Consider the following 13,124-nt stretch of genomic DNA (forward strand, 5'->3'; position numbering starts at 1 on the left):
GTCAGTCCTTTACCGCTCCGCCGAGGCCGGAGACGAGTCGTCGTTGCACGAGTACGAAGAAGACCAGCACCGGAATCGTCATCACCGTGGACGCGGCCATCACGCCGCCCCAGTCGGGATCGTCCGGCTTGTAGAAGACCAGCAGCGCCATCGGCAGCGTCGACTGCGAGGTGTCGCTGATGATGAACGACTTGGCGAACAGGAAGTCGTTCCAGGTCGAGATGAAGGAGAAGACGCTGGTCGCCACCAGCCCCGGGAAGACCAGCGGGAAAAGGATCTGCCAGAGGAATCGCGACCGGCTCGCCCCGTCCATGTAGGCGGCCTCCTCCAGGGCCTCCGGCACGGCTTTCACAAAGCCCCGCAGCATCCAGATCGCGAAGGGCAGCGAGAAGGCGATGTGGGGCAGGATCAGCGACCCCAGGGTGTTCAGCTGGCCGGCGTCCCGCATGAGGAAGAACAGCGGGATCGTGAGGGCCTCCACGGGCACCATCTGGGCCACCAGGAACATGATCAGCAGGGTGGTCCGGAAACGGAACCGGAATCGCGTCACCGCCGTCGCCGCGAGGAACGCGATCAGCGCCGAGGCGACCACGACGGTGCCCGCCACGAGCAGGCTGTTGAGAAAGTAACGGCCGAATTCCTGCTGTCCGAAGACCCGCCGGAAGGAATCCAGCGTGGGCGTCAGGGTCCACGGCCGCGGCTCGGTCGACTCGATCTCACCGGCCGGTTTGAAGGCGCTCAGCACCATCCAGTACAGCGGGAAGGCCACCACGACCGCGATCAGCAGCGCCGATGCCTCGGCCGCCAGCCGCCACGGACGACGCACACGCGCGCGTGGAAGACGCAGTGGAAGATTCACAGTTCCTCCCCCTGGCGGCGCAGCAGCCGCAGGTAGACCAGCGTCACGGCGAGCAGGATCAGCAGCATCACGACGCCGATCGCCGAGCCGAGGCTGTACTGCGAGGACGCGAACGCCTTCTGGTAGGCGTAGACGTTGAGGACGAGGTTCTGGCCGGCGATGCCGCCGCCGTTCGTCATGACGTAGATCTGGGTGAAGACCTTGAAGTCCCAGATGACCGACTGGATGGTGACGACCACCAGGATCGGCCGGAGCATCGGCGCCAGCACCGAGCGCCAGATCCGCCACTGCGAGGCGCCGTCCAGCGCGGCCGCCTCCAGCACCTCCGCGGGCACGGAACGGATCCCGGCGTAGACGGTCACCATGACGAACGGGAAGGAGCACCAGACCACTTCGAGCAGGACGAGCAGGAAGGCGCTGTAGCGCCCGTACGTCCAGGAGTGGTCGCCGAGCCCCAGCATCCGGTTGACCGGCCCGAAGTCCGGGTCGAAGAGCAGCAGCCACACCGTCGACCCGGTCACCGCCGGGGTCGCCCACGCGCCGAGGGCGGCCAGCATCAGCACGAGCCGCGGCACGGCCCGCACCCGGGTGAGCAGCACGGCCAGCGCACACCCCACGGCGAGCGTGGACACGACGCAGGCGGCGGCGAACACGACGGTGGCGAGCAGGACCCGCCAGAACTCCCCGTCCCCGAACAGCTCCGCGTAGTTCCCGAACCCCCGGAAGGTGGTCGCCTCCCCACCGGACACCTGAGCCTGCGTGTACTCCAGAAAGGAGATCAGCCCAAGCTGATAGACGGGATAGACGAGCAACCCACCAAGGACGACAAGAGCAGGCGCGAGATAGATCCAGGGCGTACTGGCCGCGCCCCCGAAGGGGCGCGGGGAACTGCGCGACAAGCCACGACGCACCCGCACCCGAGTCACCCGGCGGAGCCAAACGCCGCGTCCATCTTCTTCGCGGCATCCCCCGCGGCAGCGCCCACGTCCTTCTTGCCGCTCACGACCTCCTGGAACATCGTCGGCAGCACCTGCGAGGAGTCGATCGTCGCCCAGGCCGGCGAGGCCGGAACGAACTTCGTACCGGCGGCCAGCGTGTCGACGAACGGCTTCACGAAGGGCTCCTCCTTCGCCACCTGCTGCCGCACGTCCGTGAAGGTCGGCAGGAAGCCCATCGCGTCGAACAGGTCGGCCTGCGCCTTCTTCGACGCGAGCCGCTTCATCAGGTCGACGGCGAGGGTGCGGTGCGAGGTGCTCTTGAGGACGCCGATGTTGTTGCCGCCCGCGAAGGCCGGGGCTATGGAGCCGGGCTCGACGCCGGGCAGCGGCACGACCGCGTACTTGCCCTTCACCTTGCCGGCCTCCACGGCCTGGTGGCTGAAGTCGCCGCCGATCGCCATGGCCGCCTTGCCCGAGGCGAAGGCGGTGACGGTGTCGTTGCCGCCCATGCCCGCGCACTTGGCGGCCGGGCAGTTGTCGTCGCCGAACAGGGACGTGTACGCCTCGATGCCCTTGCGGGCGGCGGCGCTGTCGATCGCCGAGGCGTACGAGCCGCCCTTGCCGGTGGCGAGTTCGCCGCCGTTGGCCCAGATGAACGGCATCGCGCCGTAGGTGTAGGCGCCGCCGACCGCGAGGCCGTACAGGTCGGGTTCGGCCGCCCTGACCTGCTTCGCGGTGGACGCCACCTCCGCCAGTGTCCGGGGGACGTCGAGGTTCAGCTTCTCGAAGACGTCGGTCCGGTAGTACAGGGCGCGGACGCCGACGAAGTAGGGGGCGCCGTAGACCTTGCCGTCGACGGTGACCGACTGGCGGGCGGTGGGGTCGGTGTCCTTGGCCTCGTCCCAGTCCCCGAACTCATCGGTCACGTCGGCGAGTCCGCCGTCCTTCACGTAGCCGGCGGTGTCGGTGTTGCCGAACTCGATGACGTCCGGGGCGCTCTTCGGGTCGTTGAACGCGGCCTTGATGCGCTGGGCGCGCGTCTCGACGGGGATGTACTCGACGGTGACGTCGGTGTCCGCGTGCGCCTTCTCGAAGTCGGCGAGGACCGCGTCGACGACCTTCTCCTTCGGCTTGGTGTTGACCTCCTGGAAGAGCCAGACCCGTAGCGTGCCGCTCTTCTCGTCCTTGCCGGAGGAGGAGTTGTCGGACGTCTGGGGGGCGCAGGCGGTCGCGGAGACGACGGCGGCGGCGAGCAGGAGGGCCAGGCGTGGGGCGAGCTTCATGGAGTGTTTCCTCCGGACGTGCGTTGCAACATATGCAATGACGGTTTCGCTCTGCACAACAGTCAGGAGGGTAGGGAGTACATGAACATGTCCACAAGAGGTCTGAACCAGTTAGTGACGCGGGGGCACCGCACCCGGAACGCACGAAGGCCCCCGGAGTGCGCGCGGGCACACTCCGGGGGCCTTCGGGGCAGTCTCTGCGGGCGGGACCGCTACTTCTTGTCGCCGCCCTTGCCCTCGTCCCCGCCGCCGTTCATGGACTCGTAGATCTCCTTGCACATGGGGCAGACCGGGTACTTCTTCGGGTCACGGCCCGGCACCCAGACCTTGCCGCACAGCGCCACGACGGGGGTGCCGTCGAGGGCGCTCGCCATGATCTTGTCCTTCTGGACGTAATGGGCGAAGCGCTCGTGGTCGCCGTCGCCGTGGGACGTCTGCGGCGTCGGCTCAACGAGGGTCCCCGTACCAGTCCCGCGCTCGGGCTCGAGAGTGCTCATAAACGCCAAGGGTACTGAAGCTCACACGCTTCAGTTGAGCGACGGGTCGTCCGGATACGTGGCCACCATCGCCAGGTCGCCCCGCTGGCGGCGCAGGACCTCGCGCCAGAGCCGCTCGGGGAAGGGGGAGGAGATGTCGCCGGGTTCGGACTCGACCACGTACCAGGCGCCCTCCGCCAGCTCGTCCTCCAGCTGGCCCGGCCCCCAGCCGGCGTACCCCGCGAAGATGCGCAGGGCGCCCACGGCGGGCGCCAGCAGTTCCGGCGGCGCCTCCAGGTCGACCAGGCCGATCGCGCCGTGCACCCGGCGCCAGCCCAGCGGCGCGCGCTCGCCGGACGCCCCGCCCGGGACGACGGCGACCCCGAGGGCCGAGTCGAGCGACACCGGGCCGCCCTGGAAGACCACGCCCGGTTCGCCGGCCAGGTCCGCCCAGTCCTCCAGGATGTCGCCCACGTCGACCGGTGTGGGACGGTTGAGGACGACACCGAGAGAGCCCTCCTCGTCGTGGTCGAGAAGGAGCACCACCGCACGCTCGAAGTTCGGGTCCGCCAGGGCGGGCGTTGCCACGAGCAGCCGCCCCGTGAGCGAGGACACCTCGGTCATGCCTGACATGATCCCGCATGTTCCCCTCCCGTGGGGAGGCAATCGGGGGCACGGGGGTGAACACGCACCCCGCGCACGCCCCACGGCCGTGACCCCCCGTACGCGCCGGGGAACGCGGCGTGTTGTGACGAATCCATGACGTAGCCCGACCATGCACAGGCTTACAGAAGGGGGGTACAAGGCGATTACCCTTTCCCTTCTGGCCCCTGCCCGAACCCACGGAACGCGAGATTCATGACCGTCAACGGCGCTGATGACGTACTGCTTGTCCACGGCGGAACCCCGCTGGAGGGCGAGATCCGGGTCCGCGGTGCGAAGAACCTCGTGCCGAAGGCCATGGTGGCCGCCCTGCTGGGCAGTGCGCCGAGCCGGCTGCGCAACGTGCCGGACATCCGCGACGTGCGGGTCGTACGCGGACTGCTGCAACTGCACGGGGTGACGGTCCGTCCGGGCGACGAGCCCGGCGAGCTGGTGATGGACCCCTCCCACGTGGAGAGCGCGAACGTCGCCGACATCGATGCCCACGCGGGTTCGTCGCGCATCCCGATCCTGTTCTGCGGCCCGCTGCTGCACCGCCTCGGCCACGCCTTCATCCCGGGCCTGGGCGGCTGCGACATCGGCGGCCGGCCCATCGACTTCCACTTCGAGGTGCTGCGCCAGTTCGGCGCGAAGATCGAGAAGCGGGCGGACGGCCAGTACCTGGAGGCCCCGCAGCGGCTGCGCGGCACGAAGATCACCCTGCCGTACCCGTCCGTCGGCGCGACCGAGCAGGTGCTGCTCACGGCCGTGCTGGCCGAGGGCGTCACGGAGCTGTCCAACGCGGCGGTCGAGCCGGAGATCGAGGACCTGATCTGCGTCCTGCAGAAAATGGGCGCGATCATCGCGATGGACACCGACCGCACGATCCGCGTCACCGGCGTGGACGAGCTGGGCGGCTACACCCACCGCGCCCTGTCGGACCGCCTGGAGGCCGCGTCCTGGGCGTCGGCGGCGCTGGCGACCGAGGGCGACGTCTACGTCCGCGGCGCCCAGCAGCGGTCGATGATGACGTTCCTCAACACCTTCCGGAAGGTGGGCGGCGCCTTCGAGATCGAGGACGAGGGCATCCGCTTCTGGCACCCGGGCGGCCGGCTGAAATCCATCGCCCTGGAGACGGACGTGCACCCCGGCTTCCAGACGGACTGGCAGCAGCCCCTGGTGGTCGCGCTGACGCAGGCGACGGGCCTGTCCATCGTCCACGAGACGGTCTACGAGTCCCGGCTGGGCTTCACCTCTGCGCTCAACCAGATGGGTGCCCACATCCAGCTCTACCGCGAGTGCCTGGGCGGCTCCGACTGCCGCTTCGGCCAGCGCAACTTCCTCCACTCGGCCGTCGTCTCCGGACCGACCAAGCTGGAGGGCGCCGACCTGGTCATCCCCGACCTCCGCGGCGGCTTCTCGTACCTGATCGCCGCCCTCGCGGCCCAGGGCACCTCCCGGGTCCACGGCATCGACCTGATCAACCGCGGCTACGAGAACTTCATGGAGAAGCTCGTGGAGCTGGGCGCGAAGGTGGAACTGCCGGGCAAGGCACTCGGCTAGACAGCGCAAGCAACGCCGATGGGGCGGTCACCCGGAGTCCGAGTGACCGCCCCATCGGCGTTGCCTGTGCGCCCCGTCAGGGGCGCGGGGAACTGCGCGACAAGCCACGGCGTCGCCGCACCCGCCCACGGCCCGCAGGCCACGCGGACGGTCCGCGCAGTTACCCGGCACTCCAAGCGGAGCGCTTACTTGCCCTTGGCGGCTTCCTTGAGCTTGCTGCCCGCGGAGACCTTGACGCTGTAGCCGGCCGGGATCTGGATCGGCTCGCCGGTCTGCGGGTTGCGGGCGGTGCGAGCGGCACGGTGGGTGCGCTCGAAGGTCAGGAAGCCGGGGATCGTGACCTTCTCGTCGCCCTTGGAGACGATGTCGCCGACGACGTCGGCGAACGCGGCCAGCACGGCGTCGGCGTCCTTGCGGGTCACCTCGGCGCGGTCGGCCAGCGCGGCCACCAGCTCACTGCGGTTCATGTTGTTACTCCCGTGTTCTTCTTGCCGTTGAGGCGTGCCACGCGGCGGAGCCGCATGTTGGGCACAGCGATGCCGATGCTGCCAGGGGCCTCGGACACTCCCCGGACCCGGGTCGGTCGTCAGACCCTCGCGCCCAGGGAGGCATCCTGCCTCCACCTGCGGCGGTAAAGCCAATCCGGCACCCCCAGGAGTCGTGAGAACACCCTTGGGAGTCACACGATGAGAGGGCCTGAGCCTTGCGCCACACTAGAGGGCTGTCCGAGGCGCGCCGCCGCGCGACGCGCCGGTGGAGCCGCCCGTGGTGGTGATCCTCACCACCACGCCACAGGCCGCCTGCCCCCGCCCGGGGAACCTACGCCACCACTCCGGCGGACTTCGCCGCCTCGCGCACGGCGCCCGCGACGGCACCGGCGACCTTGTCGTTGAAGACGCTCGGAATGATGTAGTTCGGGTTGATCTCGTCCTCGGTGACGACGTCCGCGAGGGCGTGCGCGGCGGCCAGCATCATCTCGGTGTTGACCGTGCGCGACTGGGCGTCCAGGAGACCGCGGAACACGCCCGGGAAGACCAGCACGTTGTTGATCTGGTTCGGGAAGTCCGAGCGCCCGGTGGCGACGACCGCCGCGGTCTGGCGGGCGATGGCCGGGTCCACCTCGGGGTCCGGGTTCGCGAGCGCGAAGACGATCGCGCCGTCCGCCATGGCGGCCACGTCGTCGCCGTCCAGGACGTTGGGGGCCGACACGCCGATGAAGACGTCCGCGCCGTGCACGGCCTCCTTGAGGGTGCCGGTGAGGCCCTCGGGGTTGGTGTTGTCGGCGATCCAGCGCAGAGCCGACTCGGGCGCGGCGTCGACCAGGTCGGCGCGCCCGGCGTGCACGACGCCGTGGATGTCGGCGACGACGGCGTTCTTCACACCGGCCGCGAGCAGCAGCTTGAGGATGGCCGTACCGGCGGCGCCGGCGCCGGACATGACGACCCGTACGTTCTCGATCGGCTTGTCCACCACGCGCAGGGCGTTGGTCAGGGCGGCGAGGACGACGATGGCGGTGCCGTGCTGGTCGTCGTGGAAGACGGGGATGTCCAGGGCCTCGCGCAGCCGGGCCTCGATCTCGAAGCAGCGGGGCGCCGAGATGTCCTCCAGGTTGATGCCCGCGAAGCCCGGGGCGATGGCCTTGACGATCTCGACGATCGCGTCGGTGTCCTGGGTGTCCAGGCAGAGCGGCCAGGCGTCGATGCCGGCGAACCGCTTGAACAGGGCCGCCTTGCCCTCCATCACCGGCAGTGCGGCCTTCGGGCCGATGTTGCCCAGGCCCAGCACGGCGGAGCCGTCCGTCACGACCGCAACCGAGTTGCGCTTGATGGTCAGGCGGCGGGCGTCCTCGGGGTTCTCGGCGATCGCCATGCAGACGCGGGCCACGCCCGGCGTGTAGACCATGGAGAGGTCGTCACGGTTGCGGATGGGGTGCTTCGACGCCATCTCGATCTTGCCGCCGAGGTGCATCAGGAAGGTACGGTCCGAGACCTTGCCCAGGCTGACGCCGTCGATGCCGCGCAGCTGCTCCACGATCTCGTCGGCGTGCGAGGTCGAGCCCGCCGCGATGGTGACGTCGATGCGGAGCTTGTCGTGGCCGGAGGCCGTGACGTCGAGGCCGGTGACGGAGCCTCCGGCGGACTCCACCGCGGTGGTGAGCTGCGAGACGGCGGTTCCGCCCGCGGGCACCTCCAGCCGGACCGTCATCGAGTAGGAGACGCTGGGCGCCGTTGCCATGGCCGACTTCCTCTGCTTTCACCGTGTAACTGGGTTGTGCCGTCCGATCGTCGCACCTACCACTGAGTACGCGGTAGCCGCCCCGGATTGCGAACTTTGTGTTCGCGGGCCTCTTTCGGAAAACGACTTCCACCATACGAGAAGTTGCTCGTCGAGGAAACCCGTCGGGGAAAGAGGTCGCCGGAAGCCGCGGACCGGCCGTCGGAGCGGCCCGCGAAGGAACCCGCGGGACGGGAATTGCCTTGCGGGGATCGTTTGTTACCTTGGACGTGGCACCGGCTCGATCCAAGCCCCCGGGCCCAACCTTCGTCGCTACGAGCGACCACTTGCCGCGAGGCGAGCATGGCGGGTCGGTGCCACCTAAACGAAGAGACGAGAGGCCCGCGCCGTCCACGGCGCGGGCCTCTCGCACGTCCGCCTCAGTCGCGGAGCAGGTCAGGCACCCCTCGGGCGTCGGGCTCGTCCCGCTCGCACGAGACCACCGTGAGCTGCTGGGTGGCCCGGGTCAGGGCGACGTACAGGACCCGCAGCCCGGCGGGCGACTCGTCGGCGATCTCGGCCGGGGAGACGACGACCGTGGCGTCGTACTCGAGCCCCTTCGCCTCCAGGCTGCCGAGCGCCACCACCCGGTCGCCGAGCCCGGCCAGCCGGCGCCGGGCCTCCTCGCGCCGGTTCATGGCGACCACGACGCCGACGGTGCCGTCCACGAGGCCGAGCAGCCGGGCCGCCTCCGCGCGGACGGCGTCGAACAGGGAGTCCTCCGCGACGACGAAGCGCGGCTCCACGCCGGTCGAACGCACGGCCGACGGCGAGGTGGCGCCCGGCATGGCGAGGGCGAGCACCCGGGACGCCAGTTCGGCGATCTCCGCCGGGTTGCGGTAGTTCACCGTCAGCTCGAAGCGGCGGCGCGGACGGGAGCCCAGGGCCTCGTCGCGGGCCTGGGCCGCCTCGTCGGGGTCGGACCAGGAGGACTGGGCCGGATCGCCCACGACGGTCCAGGTGGCGTGCCGGCCGCGGCGGCCCACCATCCGCCACTGCATCGGGGTGAGGTCCTGCGCCTCGTCCACGATGACGTGCGCGTACTCGGTGCGTTCCTGCGCCAGCCGCTCGGCGCGCTCCCACTGGGTCTCCTCGCGCTGCGGCATCAGCTCGTCCAGGCCGGTCAGCTGGTCCAGCGGGTCAGCCTCGCGGCGCTTGCGGGGGCGGGCCGGGGTGCCGACGATCGCCTGGAGTTCGTCGAGCAGGGCGACGTCGTGCACGGAGCGGCCCTCGCGCCGCAGCGAACGGGCCACCTTGCGGACCTCGCCCGGGTTCAGGACGCGCCGGGCCCAGCGGCCGAGGCGCCGCTCGTCCGCCATGGCCGCCAGCACGGCGCCCGGGGTCAGCTCCGGCCACCAGGCGTCCAGGAAGCCGGTGAAGGAGTCCTCGGAGCTGACGTCCTCGTCGAAGGAGGAACGCAGCTCGGCGGCCAGCTCCGGGTCGCTGTGCCGGGTCCCGGCGCCGGACTTCTCCCACAGGGCGTCCAGGAGCAGCCGGCGGGCGCGGGGGCGCAGCAGGTTGACCGGGGCGGTGCCGCCGAGGACGGTGCGGCGGATGCCGGCCAGTTCCTCGGCCTCCAGTTCGAGGCGGCGGTTGAAGGCGACGACTCTCAGCAGGGTCGGCGAGTCGGCCGGCTCCAGCGCGCCGCGCGCGGCCTTGCGCAGCACCCGGAGCATGCGGGAGGACCCCTTGACGCGGGCGGTGGCCGGGGAGTCGTACAGCGTGGCCTCGCCGCCCGCCGCGTCGTCGGCCAGGGAGCCGATCGCGCGGATCGCGACCTGGCCCTCCTCGCCGAGGGAGGGCAGCACGCCCTCGGTGTACGCCACCAGCAGCGGGGTCGGCGAGACGATCAGGATGCCGCCCGCGTACCGGCGCCGGTCCTGGTAGAGCAGGTACGCCGCGCGGTGCAGGGCGACGGCGGTCTTGCCGGTGCCGGGGCCGCCCTCGACATAGGTCACGGAGGCGGCGGGGGCGCGGATCACGCGGTCCTGCTCGGCCTGGATGGAGGCCACGATGTCCCGCATGGTGTGCGTACGGGCCTGGCCGAGCGCGGCCATCAGGGCGCCGTCGCCCACCACGGCCAGTTCCTCGCCGGCCAGCCGGGCGGTGACCTCGGGCCGCATGAGGTCGTCCTCGACGCCGAGGACGCGCCGCCCCTTGGAGCGGATCACCCGGCGGCGCACGACCCGGCCCGGATCGACCGGCGTGGACCGGTAGAAGGGGGCCGCGGCGGGCGCCCGCCAGTCGATGACCAGCGGCGCGTACTCCTCGTCCAGGACGCCGATGCGGCCGATGTGCAGGGTCTCGGCGATGTCGGCGGTGTTGTCGGCCCCGAGGGCGCCCTCGGCGGGCTCGACCGCCGTGTACGCGCCGTCCGGGCCCTTCTTGCCGTCCTTGCCGAGGAGCAGGTCGATGCGGCCGAACAGGAAGTCCTCGAACTCGTTGTTCAGGCGGTTGAGGTGGATGCCGGCCCGGAAGACCTGCGCGTCGCGCTCGGCCAGCGCGCCGGGCGTGCCGACGTGACCGCGCTGGGCGGCGTCGTGCATGAGGAACTCGGCCTCGTGGATCTTCTCCTCCAGGCGGCGGTACACCCGGTCGAGGTGTGCCTGTTCCACGCTGATCTCTCGGTCCCCTACGGAGTCCTCCCGTACGGGGTCGTGCACCGAGCCGACCGCTGAATCCTGTTGAGCCTGTGCGGCCACCGGGCCCCCTTCTGACGTGCTGGGCAGCCGTCAAAGGTACGCGAAGGGGGGCCCGGAAGCCACGGCACGCCTGAGAACCCGCCTACGCGTCCACCTCGACCAGCCGCTCCCCGTCGAAGGTCATGACCTCGAAGTGGTCGATCTGGTTGGGGTCGAAGGCGGCGCCGCCGTGCACGTAGAGCGGCTTCTTGGCCTTCTCGGTGGTGGCGTCCGGGATGCCGTAGCCCCAGTCGGGGACCGTCCAGGAGCTGAGGGTCTCCCGCTCGCCGTTCTTGCCGACGGCGATCAGGGAGCACTTCTCGGGCCCCTTGACGTTCTTCAGCTCCAGGACCGCCTCGGTGCCCCAGGCCTTCTTCGCCAGGGCCACGGTGGCGCTGACCTCGGTGGCCGGGTCGGTGGCGGTGACCCGGTCGGGCATGGCGGCGAAGGCGGACTCGGCGGGGCTGCCGGTCTGCTCCTGCGAGGCCTCGGTCTTGCGTCCGCCGTCGTCGTCGCCACCGCCGCCGCCCGTGGTCGCCACGGCGGCGAACGGGCCGCCGATGATCAGCGCGGCGGCGGTGCCCACCAGGTAGAAGTTGCGCCGGCGCTTGCTCGCGCGGCGCTCGGCGACCTCGTCGACGAGCTTCTCGGACAGCCGCGGGCTCGGCTTGGCGGTGAGCGACTCGGCGATGGCCGGCGTACCGGCACCGGGCAGGTCCGCGAGCGCGGCCATCATCGGTTCCATCCCGGCCAGCTCGTCGAGCTGCTGGGCGCACCATTCGCAGGTGGCGAGGTGCGCCTCGAAAGCGGTTGCTTCCGCGTCGTCGAGAATCCCGAGGGCATAGGCGCCGACGGTCTCGTGCTCGTTCGGCGCCGGTGATCCCTCCATGGGGACAGAATTACCCGTATCCCCCGGACCGAACCCCTGAACTCCCCCGTACCCGCTCATCACGCCGTCACCCCCCGCTCCTCCAGTGCCAGCTTCATCGAACGCAGGGCGTAGAAAACCCGGGAGCGAACGGTGCCGCTGGGTATGCCCAGTGTCTGCGCCGCCTCATTGACGGTACGCCCCTTGAAGTACGTCTCGACGAGGACCTCACGGTGAGCCGGGGTCAGGTCGTCGAGCGCGTCCGACAGCGTCATCAGCCACAGCGCCTTGTCGATCTCGTCCTCCGCGGGGATGACCTCCAGCGGCGACGGATCGACCTCCTGCGGCCGGGCCTGCCGGCTGCGGTGGCCGTCGATGACGATGCGCCGGGCGACCGTCACCAGCCAGGGGCGTACCGATCCGGTCGCACGATTGAGCTGACCGGCGTTCTTCCAGGCACGGATGAGCGTCTCCTGGACGACGTCCTCGGCGCGCTGCCGGTCCCCCGCGACCAGCCGCAGCACATAGGCCAGCAAGGGGCCGGCGTGCTCGCGGTAGAGCGCGCGCATCAGCTCCTCGTCGGGTTCCGAGGACGACTGGGACATGCGATGTCGGGCCCTCGCACCACGTTCATTGGCCACGACGGAATCCTTGCGCACGCCCACCTCCGATGTCCGGGGGTTCCCCCAGTCGGTCGCTCGCCCATTCGGTACGGACGCGAAGTGCGGGGTGTTCAAAGTGAGATGACAGTTTTCTCGGGACGGTGTGACGAAGGGGGCGTGGCAGCACTTATCGGGCGAGGGCGGCGCGGCGGCGGTGCCGGGCGACCCGCTCCCGGTTCCCGCAGACCTCGCTGGAGCACCAGCGCCTGCGGTGCCCGCGGGAGGTGTCCACGTAGAGGATCGGGCAGTTGTCCCCCTCGCACTGCCTGAGGCCGGCCCGCGCCACGGGGTCGGTGAGCAGTTCCAGGGCATCCCGGGCGAGGGCGCCGAGCAGCGCCGCGCACTGCGGCGGTCCGGTCAGCTCCCGGGTCAGCGCGCCGTCCTCGCCGTGCACCGCGCGCGGGGCCGGGGGCGCGGCCAGGGCCAGGTCGTTGACGCGGGCCAGCGCGAGGTCGTAGCGGCGGGTGCGGGGTACCGGGCGGGCGCGCACCAAACGGGCGGTCTCGCGGCGCAGTTCGCGGAAGCCGGTCAGCCAGGTGGCGTCGGCGTGGGCCAGCGGGGTGCCGGGCGGGACGAGTCCGGAGCCGGCGATCCAGGCGCGCAGCACGACCACGGAGCCGAGGCGCTCGACGGGATGGGTGGTGGCGATGAGGTCCAGGCAGATCCGCCCGGTGTCGAAGCGCAGCTCGTACGGGTCGGTGGCCGTACTCATTGCCATGTTCCTGTCACCGCCTGGGGGTGGCCCGCCGAGGTACGGGCTGGGAAGGGGAGCAGGTGGACCGCTCCCTCTACAGTGCCTGCCCGCACTCGCGCCCGGAACCCCTCGTACCGGTGACGCGTGGACGCGTACGCGCGCGCCCGCGCACCCGGGCCGCGTC

General features: G+C 70.8%; 12 protein-coding genes. 1 reads left to right on the forward strand and 11 read right to left on the reverse strand.

Features of this window, described 5'->3' with window-relative positions:
• Nucleotide 1: 1 nt before the first annotated feature.
• The 5 genes from ACFC1X_RS22155 to ACFC1X_RS22175 form a co-directional block, all read right to left on the reverse strand.
• On the reverse strand, nt 2-859 hold the full coding sequence (locus ACFC1X_RS22155; protein ID WP_352155504.1) for a carbohydrate ABC transporter permease: 858 nt from the start codon (nt 857-859) through the stop codon (nt 2-4).
• Nucleotides 856-1,758 carry a carbohydrate ABC transporter permease gene (locus ACFC1X_RS22160; protein WP_376356148.1) on the reverse strand — a complete coding sequence of 301 codons (903 nt, stop codon included), beginning with the start codon at nt 1,756-1,758 and terminating at the stop codon, nt 856-858. Before ACFC1X_RS22160 ends, ACFC1X_RS22155 begins: the two co-directional genes overlap by 4 nt.
• Nucleotides 1,759-1,781: 23 nt before the next feature.
• Nucleotides 1,782-3,080, reverse strand: coding sequence for an extracellular solute-binding protein (locus tag ACFC1X_RS22165; RefSeq protein WP_376356149.1), 1,299 nt, complete (start codon nt 3,078-3,080; stop codon nt 1,782-1,784).
• A 212-nt stretch (nt 3,081-3,292) separates the two neighbouring features.
• Nucleotides 3,293-3,577, reverse strand: coding sequence for a DUF3039 domain-containing protein (locus ACFC1X_RS22170; protein ID WP_007450147.1), 285 nt, complete (start codon nt 3,575-3,577; stop codon nt 3,293-3,295).
• 30 nt (nt 3,578-3,607) lie between these two features.
• A complete protein-coding gene (locus tag ACFC1X_RS22175) occupies nt 3,608-4,180 on the reverse strand; it encodes a YqgE/AlgH family protein (protein WP_161328407.1) in 573 nt (190 codons plus the stop codon).
• Between the two features lie 234 nt (nt 4,181-4,414).
• Between ACFC1X_RS22175 and murA the strand changes: the two genes are divergently transcribed.
• Nucleotides 4,415-5,761, forward strand: a complete 1,347-nt coding sequence (gene murA, locus ACFC1X_RS22180; RefSeq protein WP_376356152.1) for a UDP-N-acetylglucosamine 1-carboxyvinyltransferase — start codon at nt 4,415-4,417, stop codon at nt 5,759-5,761.
• A 185-nt stretch (nt 5,762-5,946) separates the two neighbouring features.
• Here the strand turns inward: murA and ACFC1X_RS22185 are convergent, their stop codons facing one another.
• From ACFC1X_RS22185 to ACFC1X_RS22210, 6 genes are all read right to left on the reverse strand, one after another.
• Complete coding sequence (locus ACFC1X_RS22185) at nt 5,947-6,228, reverse strand: HU family DNA-binding protein (RefSeq protein ID WP_003990598.1); 282 nt, start codon at nt 6,226-6,228, stop codon at nt 5,947-5,949.
• A 352-nt stretch (nt 6,229-6,580) separates the two neighbouring features.
• Complete coding sequence (locus ACFC1X_RS22190; protein ID WP_376356153.1) at nt 6,581-7,996, reverse strand: NAD-dependent malic enzyme; 1,416 nt, start codon at nt 7,994-7,996, stop codon at nt 6,581-6,583.
• A gap of 419 nt (nt 7,997-8,415) precedes the next feature.
• A complete protein-coding gene (locus ACFC1X_RS22195) occupies nt 8,416-10,737 on the reverse strand; it encodes a HelD family protein (RefSeq protein ID WP_376356155.1) in 2,322 nt (773 codons plus the stop codon).
• A gap of 82 nt (nt 10,738-10,819) precedes the next feature.
• Nucleotides 10,820-11,605, reverse strand: coding sequence for a zf-HC2 domain-containing protein (locus tag ACFC1X_RS22200; protein ID WP_376356157.1), 786 nt, complete (start codon nt 11,603-11,605; stop codon nt 10,820-10,822).
• Between the two features lie 59 nt (nt 11,606-11,664).
• Complete coding sequence (locus tag ACFC1X_RS22205) at nt 11,665-12,189, reverse strand: sigma-70 family RNA polymerase sigma factor (RefSeq protein ID WP_007450155.1); 525 nt, start codon at nt 12,187-12,189, stop codon at nt 11,665-11,667.
• A gap of 184 nt (nt 12,190-12,373) precedes the next feature.
• The gene (locus ACFC1X_RS22210; protein ID WP_376356159.1) at nt 12,374-12,964 is read right to left on the reverse strand and encodes a CGNR zinc finger domain-containing protein; all 591 of its coding nucleotides are present in this window, start codon (nt 12,962-12,964) and stop codon (nt 12,374-12,376) included.
• Nucleotides 12,965-13,124 lie beyond the last annotated feature (160 nt).

Source organism: Streptomyces sp. NPDC056128, assembly GCF_042263835.1.
Lineage (GTDB): Bacteria > Actinomycetota > Actinomycetes > Streptomycetales > Streptomycetaceae > Streptomyces.

What these genes read in the sequence shown, in the direction of transcription:
- ACFC1X_RS22190 (WP_376356153.1), bottom strand. Translation starts at nt 7,996, where the DNA reads ATGGCAACGGCGCCCAGCGTCTCCTACTCGATGACGGTCCGGCTGGAG.
- murA (WP_376356152.1), top strand. Translation starts at nt 4,415, where the DNA reads ATGACCGTCAACGGCGCTGATGACGTACTGCTTGTCCACGGCGGAACC.
- ACFC1X_RS22200 (WP_376356157.1), bottom strand. Translation starts at nt 11,605, where the DNA reads ATGGAGGGATCACCGGCGCCGAACGAGCACGAGACCGTCGGCGCCTAT.
- ACFC1X_RS22170 (WP_007450147.1), bottom strand. Translation starts at nt 3,577, where the DNA reads ATGAGCACTCTCGAGCCCGAGCGCGGGACTGGTACGGGGACCCTCGTT.
- ACFC1X_RS22175 (WP_161328407.1), bottom strand. Translation starts at nt 4,180, where the DNA reads ATGACCGAGGTGTCCTCGCTCACGGGGCGGCTGCTCGTGGCAACGCCC.
- ACFC1X_RS22165 (WP_376356149.1), bottom strand. Translation starts at nt 3,080, where the DNA reads ATGAAGCTCGCCCCACGCCTGGCCCTCCTGCTCGCCGCCGCCGTCGTC.
- ACFC1X_RS22185 (WP_003990598.1), bottom strand. Translation starts at nt 6,228, where the DNA reads ATGAACCGCAGTGAGCTGGTGGCCGCGCTGGCCGACCGCGCCGAGGTG.
- ACFC1X_RS22210 (WP_376356159.1), bottom strand. Translation starts at nt 12,964, where the DNA reads ATGGCAATGAGTACGGCCACCGACCCGTACGAGCTGCGCTTCGACACC.
- ACFC1X_RS22205 (WP_007450155.1), bottom strand. Translation starts at nt 12,189, where the DNA reads ATGTCCCAGTCGTCCTCGGAACCCGACGAGGAGCTGATGCGCGCGCTC.